Source organism: Micromonospora noduli (assembly GCF_003264365.1).
Classification (GTDB): Bacteria; Actinomycetota; Actinomycetes; order Mycobacteriales; family Micromonosporaceae; genus Micromonospora; species Micromonospora noduli.
The window spans coordinates 76,656-91,970 of sequence record NZ_PYAK01000025.1 but is presented as its reverse complement, the minus strand read 5'-3'; the positions used below and the strand labels follow the sequence as shown (position 1 = coordinate 91,970).

General features: G+C 71.1%; 11 protein-coding genes. 6 read left to right on the top strand and 5 right to left on the bottom strand.

The features are described 5' to 3' along the window. Positions 1-96 precede the first annotated feature (96 nt). A complete protein-coding gene (locus tag GUI43_RS19780; protein WP_112586028.1) occupies positions 97-783 on the bottom strand; it encodes a hypothetical protein in 687 nt (228 codons plus the stop codon). Between the two features lie 69 nt (positions 784-852). Here GUI43_RS19780 and GUI43_RS19775 point away from each other — a divergent pair, with 69 nt between their 5' ends. Genes GUI43_RS19775 through GUI43_RS19765 form a run of 3 tightly spaced genes read left to right on the top strand, consistent with a single transcriptional unit; the run spans position 853 to position 5,233 of the window. After that, entirely contained in the window at positions 853-3,471 is a 2,619-nt protein-coding gene (locus GUI43_RS19775; RefSeq protein ID WP_112699481.1) for a valine--tRNA ligase, read from the top strand. Beyond that, positions 3,468-4,802 carry a bifunctional folylpolyglutamate synthase/dihydrofolate synthase gene (locus GUI43_RS19770; protein ID WP_112586024.1) on the top strand — a complete coding sequence of 445 codons (1,335 nt, stop codon included), beginning with the start codon at positions 3,468-3,470 and terminating at the stop codon, positions 4,800-4,802. Before GUI43_RS19775 ends, GUI43_RS19770 begins: the two co-directional genes overlap by 4 nt. Then, positions 4,799-5,233 carry a DUF4233 domain-containing protein gene (locus GUI43_RS19765; RefSeq protein WP_112586022.1) on the top strand — a complete coding sequence of 145 codons (435 nt, stop codon included), beginning with the start codon at positions 4,799-4,801 and terminating at the stop codon, positions 5,231-5,233. Before GUI43_RS19770 ends, GUI43_RS19765 begins: the two co-directional genes overlap by 4 nt. Positions 5,234-5,271: 38 nt before the next feature. Here GUI43_RS19765 and GUI43_RS19760 read toward each other — a convergent pair whose 3' ends face one another. Next, complete coding sequence (locus GUI43_RS19760) at positions 5,272-6,771, bottom strand: VOC family protein (protein WP_112699480.1); 1,500 nt, start codon at positions 6,769-6,771, stop codon at positions 5,272-5,274. Positions 6,772-6,912: 141 nt separating this feature from the next. Between GUI43_RS19760 and ndk the strand changes: the two genes are divergently transcribed. Beyond that, positions 6,913-7,338, top strand: a complete 426-nt coding sequence (ndk, locus tag GUI43_RS19755; RefSeq protein ID WP_091409968.1) for a nucleoside-diphosphate kinase — start codon at positions 6,913-6,915, stop codon at positions 7,336-7,338. Positions 7,339-7,376: 38 nt separating this feature from the next. Here the strand turns inward: ndk and sigJ are convergent, their stop codons facing one another. Both sigJ and GUI43_RS19745 read right to left on the bottom strand, forming a co-directional pair. After that, positions 7,377-8,255 carry an RNA polymerase sigma factor SigJ gene (gene sigJ / locus GUI43_RS19750; protein ID WP_112604350.1) on the bottom strand — a complete coding sequence of 293 codons (879 nt, stop codon included), beginning with the start codon at positions 8,253-8,255 and terminating at the stop codon, positions 7,377-7,379. Beyond that, entirely contained in the window at positions 8,252-8,683 is a 432-nt protein-coding gene (locus GUI43_RS19745; RefSeq protein WP_208646735.1) for a carboxymuconolactone decarboxylase family protein, read from the bottom strand. Before GUI43_RS19745 ends, sigJ begins: the two co-directional genes overlap by 4 nt. Before the next feature lie 230 nt (positions 8,684-8,913). Between GUI43_RS19745 and GUI43_RS19740 the strand changes: the two genes are divergently transcribed. Next, a complete protein-coding gene (locus GUI43_RS19740; RefSeq protein ID WP_112604348.1) occupies positions 8,914-10,464 on the top strand; it encodes an alkaline phosphatase D family protein in 1,551 nt (516 codons plus the stop codon). A gap of 316 nt (positions 10,465-10,780) precedes the next feature. Here GUI43_RS19740 and GUI43_RS19730 read toward each other — a convergent pair whose 3' ends face one another. Next, positions 10,781-11,800 carry an ArsR family transcriptional regulator gene (locus tag GUI43_RS19730; RefSeq protein WP_112699479.1) on the bottom strand — a complete coding sequence of 340 codons (1,020 nt, stop codon included), beginning with the start codon at positions 11,798-11,800 and terminating at the stop codon, positions 10,781-10,783. 310 nt (positions 11,801-12,110) lie between these two features. Here GUI43_RS19730 and ileS point away from each other — a divergent pair, with 310 nt between their 5' ends. Then, positions 12,111-15,257: an isoleucine--tRNA ligase gene (gene ileS, locus GUI43_RS19720; protein ID WP_112699478.1), complete on the top strand. Its 3,147-nt coding sequence runs from the start codon at positions 12,111-12,113 to the stop codon at positions 15,255-15,257. Positions 15,258-15,315: the final 58 nt, after the last annotated feature.

Sequence of the window (15,315 nt, the reverse complement as noted above, 5' to 3'; positions counted from 1 at the left end):
CACGCTCGATCCTGGATGTAGTGGCCTCACGACGTGCGGACACCACTACAACCGGGATGTTGCGCGATCTTGCGGCCTACGGATCGGCGGTGCCGGTCAGTCTCGGGTCTGCATGCCGTCGCGGAGGTTGCGCAGCAGGCCGCCTGCGTCGCTGACCGACCGGCCCGGGAACATCGCCATCACCACACTGCCGTGGTCGGCCCAGCCGCACACCGCGAAGTCCCCGCCCTCGCCGCTGGTGCTGCCACACTTCAGCACCCCGCCGAGATCACCCGCGGGGAGGTCCCTTAGACCGTTCACCGCACCGGTCTCGTCCGACATCAGGCGGAAGAGGCTGTCCAGGTCCCGTTCCGGCTGCCAGAGCAGGGTGGTGCCCCCGAAGATGAGCACCGAGCGCTTGTCGTCGGCGGGGTCGCGGTAGACAGTGCCGAAACTTCGGTCCAGTTCGATGTTCGCCGCCAGGCCGCTGCGCAGATAGTCGGCCGTGCTTTTCGCCCGCTCGCTGTCGTCGCGGGTCAGACCCGCCACCCGATCGGGTGACGCCAGTTGGGTGTCCTTCTGCTGCGCCACCCGCCACCCACCGACACCAAGCACGCCGGCACCGGCGAGACCGACCACCAGTGCGACCGTCCAACCGATCTTGCGGCGGCGTGACCAGCCGCTGGACCGCTCGTCGGGGTCGCCTCCGGAGTCCCGGGTGCTCAGCTGGATCGGCTCTTCGGAAAGCTCAACCGGCTCGCGGCCGCCGTCGCGCGACTGCTCGGTGAGATGTGCGTCGGACATAGCCGACACCGTACGCGAACGGCAGGTGGCGCACGTCGGGTCTGCGGAAGCCCTCCGTAGACTTGTCCGGTGACCGAGAGACTGGATGCCCGACGCCCCGACGCCCCGACCCTTGCCGGCCAGTACCAGCCCGGTGAGGTAGAGCAGCGACGGTACGAGCAGTGGGTAGCCGGCGGGCACTTCCGGGCCTCCGCCGACAGCGACAAGCCCCCCTTCACCATCGTCATCCCGCCGCCGAACGTCACCGGCTCGCTGCACATGGGCCACGCGTTCGAGCACACGCTGATGGACGCGTTGACCCGGCGTAAGCGGATGCAGGGCTTCGAGGCGCTGTGGCTGCCGGGCATGGACCACGCCGGCATCGCCACCCAGAACCTGGTCGAGCGTCAGCTCGCCGCCGAAGGGCTTTCCCGGCACGATCTCGGCCGGGAGAAGTTCGTCGAGCGGGTCTGGCAGTGGAAGGCCGAGTCCGGTGGCGCCATCCTCGGCCAGATGCGCCGCCTCGGCGACTCCGTCGACTGGGACCGTGAGCGCTTCACGATGGACGAGGGGCTGACCCGTGCCGTCCAGACGATCTTCAAGAAGCTCTTCGACGATGGCCTCATCTACCGCGCCAACCGGATCATCAACTGGTGTCCGCGCTGCCTCACGGCGCTCTCCGACATCGAGGTCGAGCACACCGAGGACGACGGCGAGCTGATCTCGATCCGCTACAGCGACGAGGTCGTGGTGGCCACCACCCGGGCCGAGACGATGCTCGGCGACACCGCCGTGGCGGTGCACCCCGACGACGAGCGCTACCAGCACCTGATCGGCACCGAGGTCGAGCTGCCGCTGACCGGCCGCCGGATCCCGATCGTCGCCGACGCGCACGTCGACCCGTCCTTCGGCACCGGCATGGTCAAGGTGACGCCGGCGCACGACCCGAACGACTTCGAGATCGGCCAGCGGCACGACCTGCCCGCGCTGACCGTGATGGACGAGCGCGGTGTGATCACCGTGCCCGGCCCGTTCGAGGGGTTGGACCGGTTCGAGGCGCGACCGGCGATCGTGGCGGCGCTGCGGGAGCAGGGCCGGATCGTCGCCGAGAAGCGCCCGTACGTGCACGCGGTCGGGCACTGCTCGCGGTGCAAGACCACGGTCGAGCCGCGGCTGTCGCTGCAGTGGTTCGTCAACACCGCCCCGCTGGCCCAGGCCGCGGGTGACGCGGTGCGCGACGGCCGGGTCCGCATCGAGCCGGCCGAGCTGGCCAAGCGCTACTTCGCCTGGGTCGACAACATGCACGACTGGTGCATCTCCCGGCAGCTGTGGTGGGGGCACCGCATCCCGGTCTGGTACAGCCCGGCGGGTGAGATCATCTGCGTCGGCCCCGACGAGGCGCCGCCGACCGGCGAGGGCTGGCACCAGGACGAGGACGTCCTGGACACCTGGTTCTCCAGCGGCCTGTGGCCGTTTTCCACCCTGGGCTGGCCCGAGCAGACCCCGGACCTGGCGAAGTTCTACCCGACCAGCGTGCTGGTCACCGGGTACGACATCCTGTTCTTCTGGGTCGCCCGGATGATGATGTTCGGCCTCTACGCGATGGACGGCCGGCCGCCCTTCGACGTGGTCGCGCTGCACGGCATGGTCCGTGACCAGTTCGGCAAGAAGATGTCGAAGTCGTTCGGCAACGTGGTCGACCCGCTCGACTGGATCGACCGGTACGGCGCCGACGCCACCCGGTTCACCCTGGCGCGGGGCGCGAACCCCGGCCAGGACGTCCCGGTCAGCGAGGAGTGGTGCCAGGGCTCCCGCAACTTCTGCAACAAGCTCTGGAACGCCACCCGGTTCGCCCTGATGAACGGTGCGCACACCACTGGCGACCTGCCTCCCACCGAGCAGCTCTCCACCGTCGACCGGTGGATCCTGTCCCGGTTGGCGCACGTCACCGCCGAGGTCGACGAGCAGTTCGAGGCGTACGAGTTCGCCAAGGTGTGTGACCTGCTGTACCACTTCGCCTGGGACGACGTCTGTGACTGGTACGTCGAGCTGAGCAAGCCGGTGCTCGCCGAGGGCGGTGAGCGCGCGGAGGCCAGCCGCCGGGTGCTCGGGCACGTGCTCGACCAGCTGCTGCGGCTGCTGCACCCGGTCATCCCGTTCGTCACCGAGGAGCTGTGGCTCGCGCTGACCGGCGGCGAGACGGTGCAGGCCGCGGCCTGGCCGGTGGCCGACCGGTCGCTGGTCGACGACGCCGCCGAGGCCGAGCTGGTCGGCGTGCAGCGGGTGGTCACCGAGATCCGCCGGTTCCGTTCCGACCAGGGGCTGCGCCCCACGCAGCGGGTGGCTGCCCGCCTGGACGGGCTGTCCCGTGCGGGTATCGCTGCCCACGAGCCGCTGATCCGTTCGCTGGTCCGGTTGGACCCGGCCGGTGACGACTTCCAGGCCAGCGCCACGTTGGCCATGCCCGGCGCGGTAGGTGTCGCGTTGGACACCCGGGGGTCGATCGACGTGGCCGCCGAGCGGGCCCGGCTGACGAAGGACCGCGCGGCAGCCGAGAAGGAGGTCGCGCAGGCCCGGGCGAAGCTCGACAACCCTGCCTTCATCGGCAAGGCCCCCGAGCCGGTGGTCGCGAAGATCCGCGACCGGCTCGCCACCGCCGAGGCCGACCTGGTCCGGATCGACGCTGCTCTGGAGACACTGCCCTCGTGACCGACCGTAACGAATTCGCCGCCGTCGAAGCCGAGCTGAACGCCCGCGGTTTCACCCGCATGGTCTTCGAGCTGGACCGGATCGAGTCACTGCTCGACCTGCTCGGCAGCCCGCAGCGGGCGTACCCGGCGATCCACCTGACCGGCACCAACGGCAAGACCTCCACCGCGCGGATGATCGACTCGCTGCTGCGGGCGCACGGGCTGCACACCGGGCGGTACACCAGCCCGCACCTGGAGACCGTCCGGGAGCGGATCAGCCTGGACGGGGAGCCGGTCAGCGAGGAACGGTTCGCGTCGGTGTACCGGGAGATCAAGCCGCTGGCCGAGCTGGTCGACGCGCGGTCGGACGAGCCGCTGACGTACTTCGACATGACCACCGCGCTGGCGTTCGCCACGTTCGCCGACGCGCCGGTCGACATCGCGGTGGTCGAGGTCGGCCTCGGTGGTGCCGAGGACGCCACGAACGTTCTCCAGGCGGGGGTCTGCGTGATCACCCCGATCGGCCTGGACCACACCGAGTGGCTCGGTGACACGCTGCAGGACATCGCGCTGGCCAAGGCCGGCATCATCCACCCGGGGGCCACCGTGATCTCGGCGGCCCAGGAGGAGGAGGCCGCTGGTCCCCTCCTCGAACGCTGCGCCGAGGTCGGGGCCACGCTCGCCCGGGAGGGCGGCGAGTTCGGCGTGTTGGGTCGGGCGGTGGCGGTCGGGGGCCAGGTGCTCACCCTCCAGGGGCTGGGTGGCGTGTACGACGACGTGTTCATTCCGCTGCACGGTGCCCACCAGGCGCAGAACGCGGCAATGGCGCTCGCCGCCGTGGAGGCGTTCCTGGGTGCGGGGGCTCGACGTCAGCTGGACATCGAGGCGGTCCGGGAGGGCTTCGCCTCGACCAGCTCCCCGGGTCGGCTGGAGCGGGTCCGTAACGCCCCGACCATCCTGTTGGACGGCGCGCACAACCCGCACGGCATGAAGGCCACCGTCACCGCGCTCCAGGAGGAGTTCGCGTTCAGCAAGCTGGTGGCCGTGATCGGCGTACTGGCCGACAAGGACGCCGAAGCGCTGCTGGAGTTGCTGGAGCCGGTCGTCGACCAGGTGGTGGTCACCCGCAACAGCTCGCCACGGGCGATGCCGACGGAGGAACTCGGCGCGCTGGCCGCCGAGATCTTCGGCGAGGAGCGGGTGGCCTCGGCCGAGGAGATGCCGGACGCCATCGAGTTGGCGGTGGCGATGGCCGAGGAGGACGTCCCCGGTGAGCTGAGCGGCGTCGGGGTGCTGGTCACCGGGTCCGTGGTGACGGTCGCCGACGCGCGCCGGCTGCTGAAGCGATGACCAGCCCGGAGCGGGACCCGCACCCCACCGAGGACCCGACCGGCCCGCCGGTCGAGCAGCCGGTGGGGGAGGAGCCCACGGCCGGGCAGCCGCGACGCTCCGGGTTGCGCAACCCGGAGCGGGCGGTACGCGGTCTCGGCGCTGGCACGCTCAGCCTGGAGGCGCTGGTGCTGTTGCTGGCGATCCAGCCGATCCGGGTGGTCGGCGGTGACCTCGGCGGCGCCGCGATCGGTGCGGTGGTGGCACTGGCGGTGGCCGCCGTGGTGCTCGCCGGCATGATGCGTCGGCAGTGGGCCTGGAACGCCGGCACCGTGCTTCAGGGCCTGCTGTTGCTGGGCGGTCTGCTGCACTGGTCGCTGCTCGGGCTGGGCATCATCTTCGCCCTGGTCTGGGCGTACGCGTTGCACGTTCGCCGCGTCATTCTCGGCTGACGCCCGGCCCGGCCGGCGCCGTCCGAAGGCGGGCCGGGTCAGGCGTCGGCGCGTTCGCGCCACTGGGTGAGGGCGACGCCGTGGCCATCCGGGTCGCGGAAGGCCGCAGCCCATCCCTCCAGCTTGGTGCCCCGGTTGACCACCCGGGGCGCGTACGTGAAGCGGACCCCCGACTCGCGCAACCGTTCGTACGCCGCCTCGATGTCGCTCACCTCAAGGTTGACGTGTACGAGTCGGCGGCTGATGGGTGCCGCCCCGGTCACCTCGCGCAGGACGATCCGGGTCGACCCGGAGGCCAGGACGGCGTTGTGGGCACCCTGGTCGACCTCGCTGAAGCCGAGCACGTCGCGGTAGAAATTGAGCGACCGGGGCAGGTCGGTGACCAGCAGGGTGAGGCCCACCCCGCTGATCGGCCCGGCTGGGTCCGCGCCCGAGCCGGCGTCGAACCCGAAGATCGCCTGGTCCAGTTCCTCGTCGGTCACGGTCGTGCGTGCGGCCCCGGCCGGGGAGGGGTCGTCCAGCGGAAGATCGAGTGGGTCCAGCGGGTCGGCCCCGCCCGGGCCGGACCGCTGCGCGGGCGGTGGGTCGAAGCGCTGTGCGCCGGCTTGCTCGAAGCGCTGCGCGCTGGGCGGGTCGACGGGGTCCTCGGCGGGTGGGGCGGTCGTGCCGCCCTCCTCCGAGGCGTCGAACCGGTCGGCGGCGGGCTCGTCGAAGCGCTCCTCGGCGGGCGGGCGCGGTGCCGGAGTGGTCGCCCGTCGGGGCAGCCCACCGGACTGCGGCTCGACGACGACGCCCTCCAACACCACCGGGCCACCCGGGCTCTGGTGCATCACCACGGGCTCGCGCTCCTCGGGCATGACGCCCGGATCGTCGCGCCGGAGTTCGTCCCGCGAAGGGTCGGTGCGCAGCGGGTCACCGAGCGGGTCGCGGAACGGGTCACCGACCGGGTCCCGGAACGGGTCACCGACCGGGTCGCGGAAGTCGTCGCGGAAGTCGTCGTCGGGTGCGCGGTCGGCCCACGGCGGCGCGTCCTGCTGGATCAACAGCTCGTCCATCGCCTCCGCGTCGGCGAACTCCGGCGGAAGATCGGCGACGGCAGCGGCGGTCTCGGCATGGGTCGGCACCTCGTCCCAGAGGACCTTGACGTGCCGCTGGTCGTCCAACGCGACCCGGATCGGCAGGGTCTGGCCCAGCGACGGCCACTTGGAGACCGGCACCCTCGGCTCAATGATCTTCTTGGAGCGCGGCGGCAGACCAGGGGCGTCAATCACCAGTTGCAGTTCGCAGCGGCCGAACGCGTACTGGGTGGGTGGTTCGGAGGCGCTGTGCACGTGCCCGACGCCGACGACCCACGTGCGACCGCCGCCGCGTACGGTCGCCAGCGCGATCGCCAGCACCAGCAGGGCGACCCCGAGAGCCACGATGGCCCAACTCGTCATGCCGAGCCCGAACAGGACGACGAACGTGGCCACGGTGCCCAGCACCGCGCCGATCAGCTTGCGTACCGGCGCGATGGGTCGGTTCCCGCCATTCGCCACAGTGGACCTCCCGGGGTCAGGACCAGGCTAGGCCGGATCGGCCACCGGGGGAAAGACCGGCCGCCGCGCCGGCACCGGGACCGGGTCGCTAGGCTGACCGTACCGATCCCAAGCGTTCTGCGCGTACAGGAGGAACCCAGCGTGTCCAGCAACAGCCCGGATGAGCGCAGCCTCGTTCTGATCAAGCCCGACGCGGTTCGCCGCGGCCTGGTCGGCGAGGTCCTCTCCCGCTTCGAGCGCAAGGGGCTGCGGATCGACGCGATGGTGCACCGGACGATGGATGCCGCGCTCGCCGACGAGCACTACGCCGAGCACGTCGACAAGGCGTTCTACCCGCCGCTGAAGGACTTCATGACCGGCGGCCCCCTGGTCGCCCTGGTGCTCTCCGGCGACCAGGTCATCGACGTGGTCCGCGGGCTGGTCGGCGCCACCGACGGACGCAAGGCCGCGGCCGGCACCATCCGGGGTGACCTGTCGCTGTCCAACCGGGAGAACCTGGTGCACGCCTCCGACTCGACGGACAGCGCCAAGCGCGAGATCGCGCTCTGGTTCCCCGAGCTGGGCTGACGCCCACCGGCCCGGGGGCCGACCGACGACGCCCGGGTTCAGCCGAGCGCCGGCACCTTCGCCGGGTTGCCGACCACGTAGATCCCGGTGATCCGTCCGTCGGCCGCGGCGATGGTCAGCGTGTACCGACTGCCGTCCGCGCGGGTGATCAGCATCGCCGGCTCCCCGTTGAGCTCGACCGGATCCATCACCACCCGGTGACGCGGGCCGTAGACCCCGGCGTAGAATCGGGCTATCCGGTCCGCGCCGGTGACCGGGTTGAGGGCGGCCCGCGCCCGACCGCCGCCGTCGTTCCACGCGGTGGCGTCGGCGGCCACCAGGTCGGTGAGCCTCGCCAGGTCACCGTCGCGGGCGGCGGCGAGGAACGCGTCCAGCAGCCGCTCCCGCTCCGGGCGGCTGGCGGTGAACCGACGCTGCTCGTGTCGTACCCGCGCGGTCGCCCGGTGGTACAGCTGCCGACAGTCGGCGACGGACCGGTCCAGGATCTCGGCGATCTCCGCGTACGGCAGGTCGAAGGCCGTGTGCAGGACGTACACCGCCCGCTCCGGCGGGGTGAGCCGCTCCAGGACGTGCAGCAACGCGGTGGAGAGCGAGTCGCGTAGCTCCACCCGGTCCAACGGCCCGAACGGCGAGGGCGCGGTCGGCACCGGCTCGGGCAGCCATGTCCCGACGTACGTCTCGCGGGCCGCCTGTCGGGCACGCAGCCGGTCCAGGGCCAGCCGGGTGACCACCCTGGACAGGTACCGTCGCGGCTCCTCGACCCGGGCCCGGTCCACACCCAGCCAGCGCAGGTACGCCTCCTGGAGCACGTCCTCCGCGTCGTGCCGGCTGCCGAGCAGGCGGTACGCGAGCCCAAGCAGCATCGGCCGGTGCGCCTCGAGCGCACCGGCCGCCTCTGCTGCCGCCTCGGTGGTCACGCCTGAGCCGGAGGCTCCAGCCGCATCGTCACACCGATCCGATTCCACACGTTGATTGTGGCAATCGCGATGACGAGGTCGGCCAGTTCCTTCTCCGACCAGACCTTCGCGGCGTCATTCCACACCTCGTCCGGCACCCCGTGCTCGCCGAGGCGGGTGACCGCGTCGGTGAGGGCCAGCGCGGCCCGCTCCCGCTCGTCGAAGAAGGGCGCCTCCCGCCAGGTGGCGACCGCGAAGAGCCGCTGGCTCGACTCGCCGCCGGCGAGCGCGTCCCGGCTGTGCATGTCCACGCAGTACGCGCACCCGTTGATCATCGACGCCCGCAGCTTGACCAGTTCCAGCACGGTGCGGTCGACGTTCGTCTGGACGTACTTCTCCAACCCCATGACGGCCTTGTACGCCTGCGGTGCGACCTCGGCCGGGTTCATCCGTTGCACGACTACCTCCTGATCGGTCCGACGCGGGTACGACGTGTGGGCCGGGCCGGGTTGTGACAACACCGGCTGTGATCCCGCTCATGTCGCCGAGGTGGCCGGGGTGGGCGGCACGTCGACCGAACGACCGACGACCGGCGTTCGTGTTCGCGTCACCCGGGCCGCCGCTCACGGTCACCTCCGCCCGATAGACCCACGGGGTCAACCCATGATCGGGAGGAAGCATGACCGAGCTTGATCGACGTACCCTGCTGCGGACCGGACTGATGGTCGGTGCCGGAGCCGCCGGCGGCGCCCTGCTGGGCGGTGCCGGCGCGAACGCCGCCCCGGCCTGGCGCCCGGCGGCGCGCCCGGTGCTCACCCACGGCGTACAGAGCGGTGACGTGACCGCGGACTCGGCGCTGGTCTGGACGCGGGCCGACCGGCCGGGCCGGATGCTGGTCGAGGTGAGCCGTCGGCCGGACTTCCGGGGGGCGCGCAAGTTGCGCGGCCCGGTGCTCGGCCCGAACGGCGACTTCACCGGAAAGGTCCGGCTGCGGGGCCTGCCGGACGCCGAGCGGCTGCACTACCGGGTGCGGGTGGAGAGCCTGGATCGGCACGGGGTGGTCAGCGAGCCGCTGGCCGGGACGCTGACCACCGCGCCGGGGCGGCACCGGCGACGCGACGTGAAGTTCGTCTGGACCGGCGACGTGGTCGGGCAGGGCTGGGGGATCGACCCGAACTTCGGCGGCATGTCGATTTTCCGGGCGATGCGGCAGACCCGGCCGGACTTCTTCCTGTGCAGCGGCGACACGGTGTACGCCGACGGCCCGCTGGTCGAGTCGGTGACGCTGCCCGACGGGCGGATCTGGCGCAACCTGGTCACCCCGGAGAAGAGCAAGGTCGCCGAGACGCTGACCGAGTACCGCGGGCAGTTCGCGTACAACCTGCTCGACGAGCACCTGCGGGAGTTCGCCGCGGCGGTGCCGCAGATCAACCAGTGGGACGACCACGAGGTCCTGAACAACTGGTACCCGGGCGAAATCCTGGACGACCCGCGCTACACCGAGCGGCGGGTCGACGTGCTCGCCGCCCGGGCCCGCCAGGCGTTCAACGAGTGGCTACCGGTGCCGGTCGACGGGCCGATGTACCGGCGGCTGTCGTACGGGCCGTCGCTGGACGTGTTCGTGCTCGACATGCGTACCCACAAGGACCCGAACGACGGCAACACGTACGCCGACCCGAAGCGTGGTCTGCTCGGCCGGCAGCAGCGGGAGTGGCTGATCCGGGAGCTGAAGCGTTCCACGGCGACCTGGAAGGTGATCGCCAACGACCTTCCGATCGGCGTGGTGGTGCCGGACGGTCCGGGCGCGCAGGAGGGTGTCGCGCAGGGCGATCCGGGCGCGCCGGCGGGCCGGGAGTTGGAGTTCGCCGAGGTGTTGCGGGCCACCCACCGGGCCGGGGTGACCGGCATGGTCTTCCTGACCGCCGACGTTCACTACTCGGCCGCGCACCACTACGACCCGTCCCGCGCGGCGGTCGGCGACTTCACCCCGTTCTGGGAGTTCGTCTCCGGCCCGGCGCACGCTGGTGCGTTCGGCCCGAACGCGCTGGACGGCACGTTCGGGCCGCAGGCGGCCTTCGTGCACGCGCCGCCGGTGGCCAACACGGGCCCGGCGGGAGGCTTCCAGCACTTCGGTGAGGTCACCATCGACGGTGAGTCCGAGGCCCTGACGGTCCACCTGCGCGACCGAGACGGCGCCTCCCTCTGGTCCACGACCCTCCCGGCCCCCTGACCCCCTCGGTTGATCATGAAGTTGTTGCCACGACACGCCGACGAGGGAGGCGACAACTTCATGGTCAACCGGGTCGGGGCCGGGGTTGGAGGGTGCCCAGCGCCGTTCGGCCCGAGCAGGCCGAACAGCTCCCCGTTGCCAACCGCCAGGTTGACGCCGCGGACTGCCTGAGCCTCCCGACGCTGGGTCGCCACCATCCCCTGCGGCTGCGCTACCTGCGGCGCAGCCCGACCGCCTCGATCGCGTGTTCGTTCGTGACTCGCACGCTAGGAGCGACCGGGACGGGTGGGAAACGGATTCGGATCGAGCCGAATGCTCAGGCCGAGGCGCTCGCCGGCTCGTCGCCGATGAGCTGCACCAGTGCCACGCCGGCCGGTTCCAGGCCGTACAGCACCCGTCGGCCCACCCGACGGCGATGCACCACACCGGCGGTGAGCAGCGCGGAGAGCTGCTCCGAGACGGTGCTCGGGGCCAGCCCCAGGGTGGCCGCGAGGCCGGCGGTGGTCGCCGGCCGGGTCAGCGCCCGCAGCACCTGGGCACGACCTCGGCCGACCAGCACCGCCAGCCGATCCGTGGCCGGTGTCGTCCGGGGCGCCGAGCTGGGCCCACCCTCGGCCAGCACCACCGCGCCGCGCGCCTGGTAGGAGACGGCGATGATCTCCGGATGGTCGGTGGCGCAGATGAGTGCTCCCTGCGAGAAGATCAGTGGAATCAGCAGGAGCCGCTGGTCCACCGCCGTGAACTGCTGCTCCGACGGCTTCACCAGCGTCAGCACCGGCTTCTCCCAGCGCACCCGCTCGTGCAGGTCGGCCAGCAACGCGTCCGGACCGTGCGCGGCGAGCGCCCGCGCCCGGTGCAGCACCTCCTCGTCCAGCGCCGCCCGCATCGCCGGCCACCACGGCGCGATGGCCGCGTCCCAATACGCCTCGATGCCGTCGGCGAGCCGGTCCAGGGCGGCCCGCCGGTCCGTGACGAACGGGCCGAGCCATCCCGGCAGGTCGTCCGGGTCGTAGTAGCGGGGGATCTGCTCGGCGATCACCTCAGCTGGCGTCGCGCGCAGTTCGGCGAGCTGGTCGGCCAGGGTCGGCGCGGCCGACGTGGGGAGCGGGCTGAGGAAGTCCGGTGCGGGTAGGCCGATGGTCAGCAGCCTGGCCGGCCCGGTCGCCGGCACCTCGTCGAGCACCCGCCGTGCGTGCCGCGCCCAGGCGGTGTACGGCCAGGGCGCCTCTTTCGGATGGCGTTGCAGCACGAACAGGCTGGTCAGCACCTCCCAGAGCGGGCTGGTGGCGATCCGGGTGCGGGCCAGCGTCGGCTCGTCCAATTCGATCCGGATCATCCGGACAGCCTAGGGTGCCGGCGCGTGCCTTCACTCGGCGGCGGGTTGGGGGGCGGGTCTTGTATCGTTGGGCACCGTAAGGCGATGACCCGGCCATCACCGGTGAGCCTCCGGAAGAACAGCCGGGCAACCGGCCCAGTAGAACCGGACGGGTGCGGCCCGTCACAGCCGACAATGAGCGGGCGGTCGATCCTGACCGCCAAGCGGGGTGGTACCGCGGGCCACCCGGGAGCGCCGTTTGAGGCGTACCCCGGGAAGGTTCGTCCTCGCAGTCCCACGTTGAGTGACTGCACGAGGAGAGCGACCCCCGATGGCCTATCCGTTGCACGACCCGACCGCCGCCGGTGTGCCGGCGAGCCCGGACCTGCCCGCGGTCGAGCGCCGGGTGCTGGAGCACTGGACGGCCGACAAGACCTTCGAGGCCAGCATCGAGGCTCGCCCCGCCGGCACGGACGGCAAGAACGAGTACGTCTTCTACGACGGCCCGCCGTTCGCCAACGGCCTGCCGCACTACGGTCACCTCTTCACCGGCTACGTCAAGGACGTGGTGCCGCGCTACCAGACCATGCGCGGCCGGCACGTCGAGCGGCGCTTCGGCTGGGACTGCCACGGCCTGCCCGCCGAGGTGGTGGCCGAGAAGCAGCTCGGCATCACCAGCAAGGCGGAGATCATCGACCTGGGCGTGGACCGGTTCAACGAGGCCTGCCGTGCCTCGGTGCTGGAGTTCACCCAGGACTGGGAGCGGTACATCAACCGGCAGGCCCGCTGGGTCGACTTCACCAACGACTACAAGACCCTCGACCTGGACTACATGGAAAGCGTCATGTGGGCCTTCAAGACCCTGCACGACAAGGGTCTGATCTACGAGGGCTTCCGGGTGCTGGCGTACTGCTGGCGCTGTGAGACGCCGCTGTCGAACACCGAGACCCGGATGGACGACGTCTACCGGGACCGGCACGACCCCACACTGTCGGTGTGGTTCGAGCTGACCGCCGACGAGTCCGCGCCGGAGCTGGTGCGCGGGCCCGTCAAGCTGGGCGTCTGGACCACCACGCCGTGGACCCTGCCGTCGAACCTGGCGCTCGCCGTCGGGCCCGACATCGAGTACGCGGTGCTGGAGCGCGACGGCGACCGCTACCTGGTGGGCGCGGCGCGGCTGGCCGCGTACGCCAAGGAGCTGGAAGGCTACGAGCAGGTCGGCACGGTGTACGGCCGGGACCTGGCCGGACGCCGCTACACGCCGCTGTTCGACTTCCTCGTCGAGCAGGCCGGGGAGAACGCCTACCAGGTGCTCGGCGCGGAGTTCGTCACCACCGAGGACGGCACCGGGATCGTGCACCTGGCCCCGGCCTTCGGTGAGGACGACCAGAACGTCTGCATCGCCGCCGGCATCCCCACCATCGTCACTGTGGACGACCACACCCGGTTCACCGCGCTGGTCCCGCCGTACCAGGGTGAGCAGGTCTTCGACGTCAACAAGCCGGTGATCCGGGAGCTGAAGGACCGGGGGGTGGTGCTCAAGCAGGACACCTACACCCACTCGTACCCGCACTGCTGGCGTTGCGACACCCCGCTGGTCTACAAGGCGGTGTCGTCGTGGTTCGTCGCGGTGACGCAGTTCCGGGACCGGATGGTCGAGCTGAACCAGGAGATCAACTGGACGCCCGGCCACATCAAGGACGGCTCGTTCGGCAAGTGGCTGGCCAACGCCCGTGACTGGTCGATCAGCCGGAACCGGTTCTGGGGCTCGCCGATCCCGGCGTGGAAGTCCGACGACCCGAACTACCCGCGCCTGGACGTCTACGGTTCGCTTGCCGACATCGAGCGGGACTTCGGCGTACGCCTGACCGACCTGCACCGGCCGGCGGTGGACGACCTGGTCCGCCCCAACCCGGACGACCCGACCGGGCAGTCGATGATGCGCCGGGTGCCGGAGGTGCTGGACTGCTGGTTCGAGTCTGGTTCGATGCCGTTCGCCCAGGTGCACTACCCGTTCGAGAACGCCGACTGGTTCGAGCACCACTACCCGGGTGACTTCATCGTCGAGTACATCGGGCAGACCCGCGGTTGGTTCTACACGATGCACGTGCTGGCCACCGCGCTGTTCGACCGGCCGGCGTTCCGCAACTGCCTGAGCCACGGCATCCTGCTCGGCTCGGACGGGCGCAAGATGTCCAAGAGCCTGCGCAACTACCCGGACGTGTACCACGTCTTCGACGCGTACGGCTCGGACGCGATGCGCTGGATGCTGATGTCCTCGCCGGTGCTGCGCGGTGGGGACATGGCGGTCACCGAGGCGGGCATCCGCGACGCCGTCCGGCAGGTGCTGCTGCCGCTGTGGAACGTGTGGTATTTCTTCACGCTCTACGCCAACGCCGACGGGTACCAGGCGCGGCGGCGCACCGACTCCACACACCTGCTCGACCGGTACGTCCTGGCGAAGACGAACGAGCTGGTGTCCACTGTCGGCGCGCAGATGGACGCGTACGACATCTCCGGTGCCTGCGCCACCGTCCGGTCCTACCTGGACGCGCTGACCAACTGGTACGTGCGCCGGTCCCGGGACCGGTTCTGGTCCGGTGACGCGAACGCCTTCGACACCCTGTCGACGGTGCTGGAGACCCTCTGTCGGGTGGTGGCGCCGCTCGCGCCGCTGACCGCTGAGGAGATCTGGCGTGGCCTGACCGGGGAACGTTCGGTGCACCTGACCGACTGGCCGGACGCGAGCGAGTTCCCGGCTGACCACGACCTGGTCGCCGCGATGGACAACGTGCGGGCGGTCGCCTCGGCGGCGTTGTCGCTGCGCAAGGCCAAGGGGCTGCGGGTGCGACTGCCGCTGTCGAAGTTGACAGTGGCCTCGCCGGCCGCGGAGCAGCTGCGGCCGTTCGCCGACCTGGTCGCCGACGAGGTCAACGTGAAGACTGTGGAGTTCAGTGCGGAGCTGTCCGCGTACTGCGAGCAGGTGTTGACGGTGGTGCCGCGGGCGCTCGGCCCGCGGGTCGGCAAGCAGGTGCAGCAGGTGATCAAGGCGGTCAAGGCGGGCGAGTGGGAGCTGGTCGACGGCGCCCCGGTGGCCGCCGGCGTCACCCTCGCCGAGGGTGAGTACGAGCTGCGCCTGGTCGCCGCCGACGCCGAGCAGTCCGCGCCGCTGCCCGGCGGCGAGGGCGTGGTGGTGCTGGACACCGATGTCACCCCGGAGTTGGCCGCCGAGGGGCTGGCCCGCGACGTGGTGCGGGTGGTGCAGCAGGCCCGCCGGGACGCCGACCTGGACGTCTCGGACCGGATCGTGGTGTCGGTGTCGGCGTCCGACGAGGTACGCGCGGCGGTGTCCGCGTACGTCGACTTCGTATCCGCGGAGGTGCTGGCCGACTCGGTGGACTTCACCGAGGGCCTGGAGGGCTTCGCTGGCGAGGTCGGCGATGGTGAGCGGGTAACGGTGGTCGTCCGCCGGGTATAAGGGACCATCGCCAGGGTGCGGGCGCCTCACCACCTCCGTCCGGGAGGTGTGGAGGCGT

Excerpts from the sequence above, each read along its gene's own strand:
- GUI43_RS19740 (WP_112604348.1), top strand. The coding sequence starts at position 8,914 with ATGACCGAGCTTGATCGACGTACCCTGCTGCGGACCGGACTGATGGTC.
- ileS (WP_112699478.1), top strand. The coding sequence starts at position 12,111 with ATGGCCTATCCGTTGCACGACCCGACCGCCGCCGGTGTGCCGGCGAGC.
- GUI43_RS19745 (WP_208646735.1), bottom strand. The coding sequence starts at position 8,683 with ATGAACCCGGCCGAGGTCGCACCGCAGGCGTACAAGGCCGTCATGGGG.
- GUI43_RS19765 (WP_112586022.1), top strand. The coding sequence starts at position 4,799 with ATGACCAGCCCGGAGCGGGACCCGCACCCCACCGAGGACCCGACCGGC.
- GUI43_RS19730 (WP_112699479.1), bottom strand. The coding sequence starts at position 11,800 with ATGATCCGGATCGAATTGGACGAGCCGACGCTGGCCCGCACCCGGATC.
- GUI43_RS19780 (WP_112586028.1), bottom strand. The coding sequence starts at position 783 with ATGTCCGACGCACATCTCACCGAGCAGTCGCGCGACGGCGGCCGCGAG.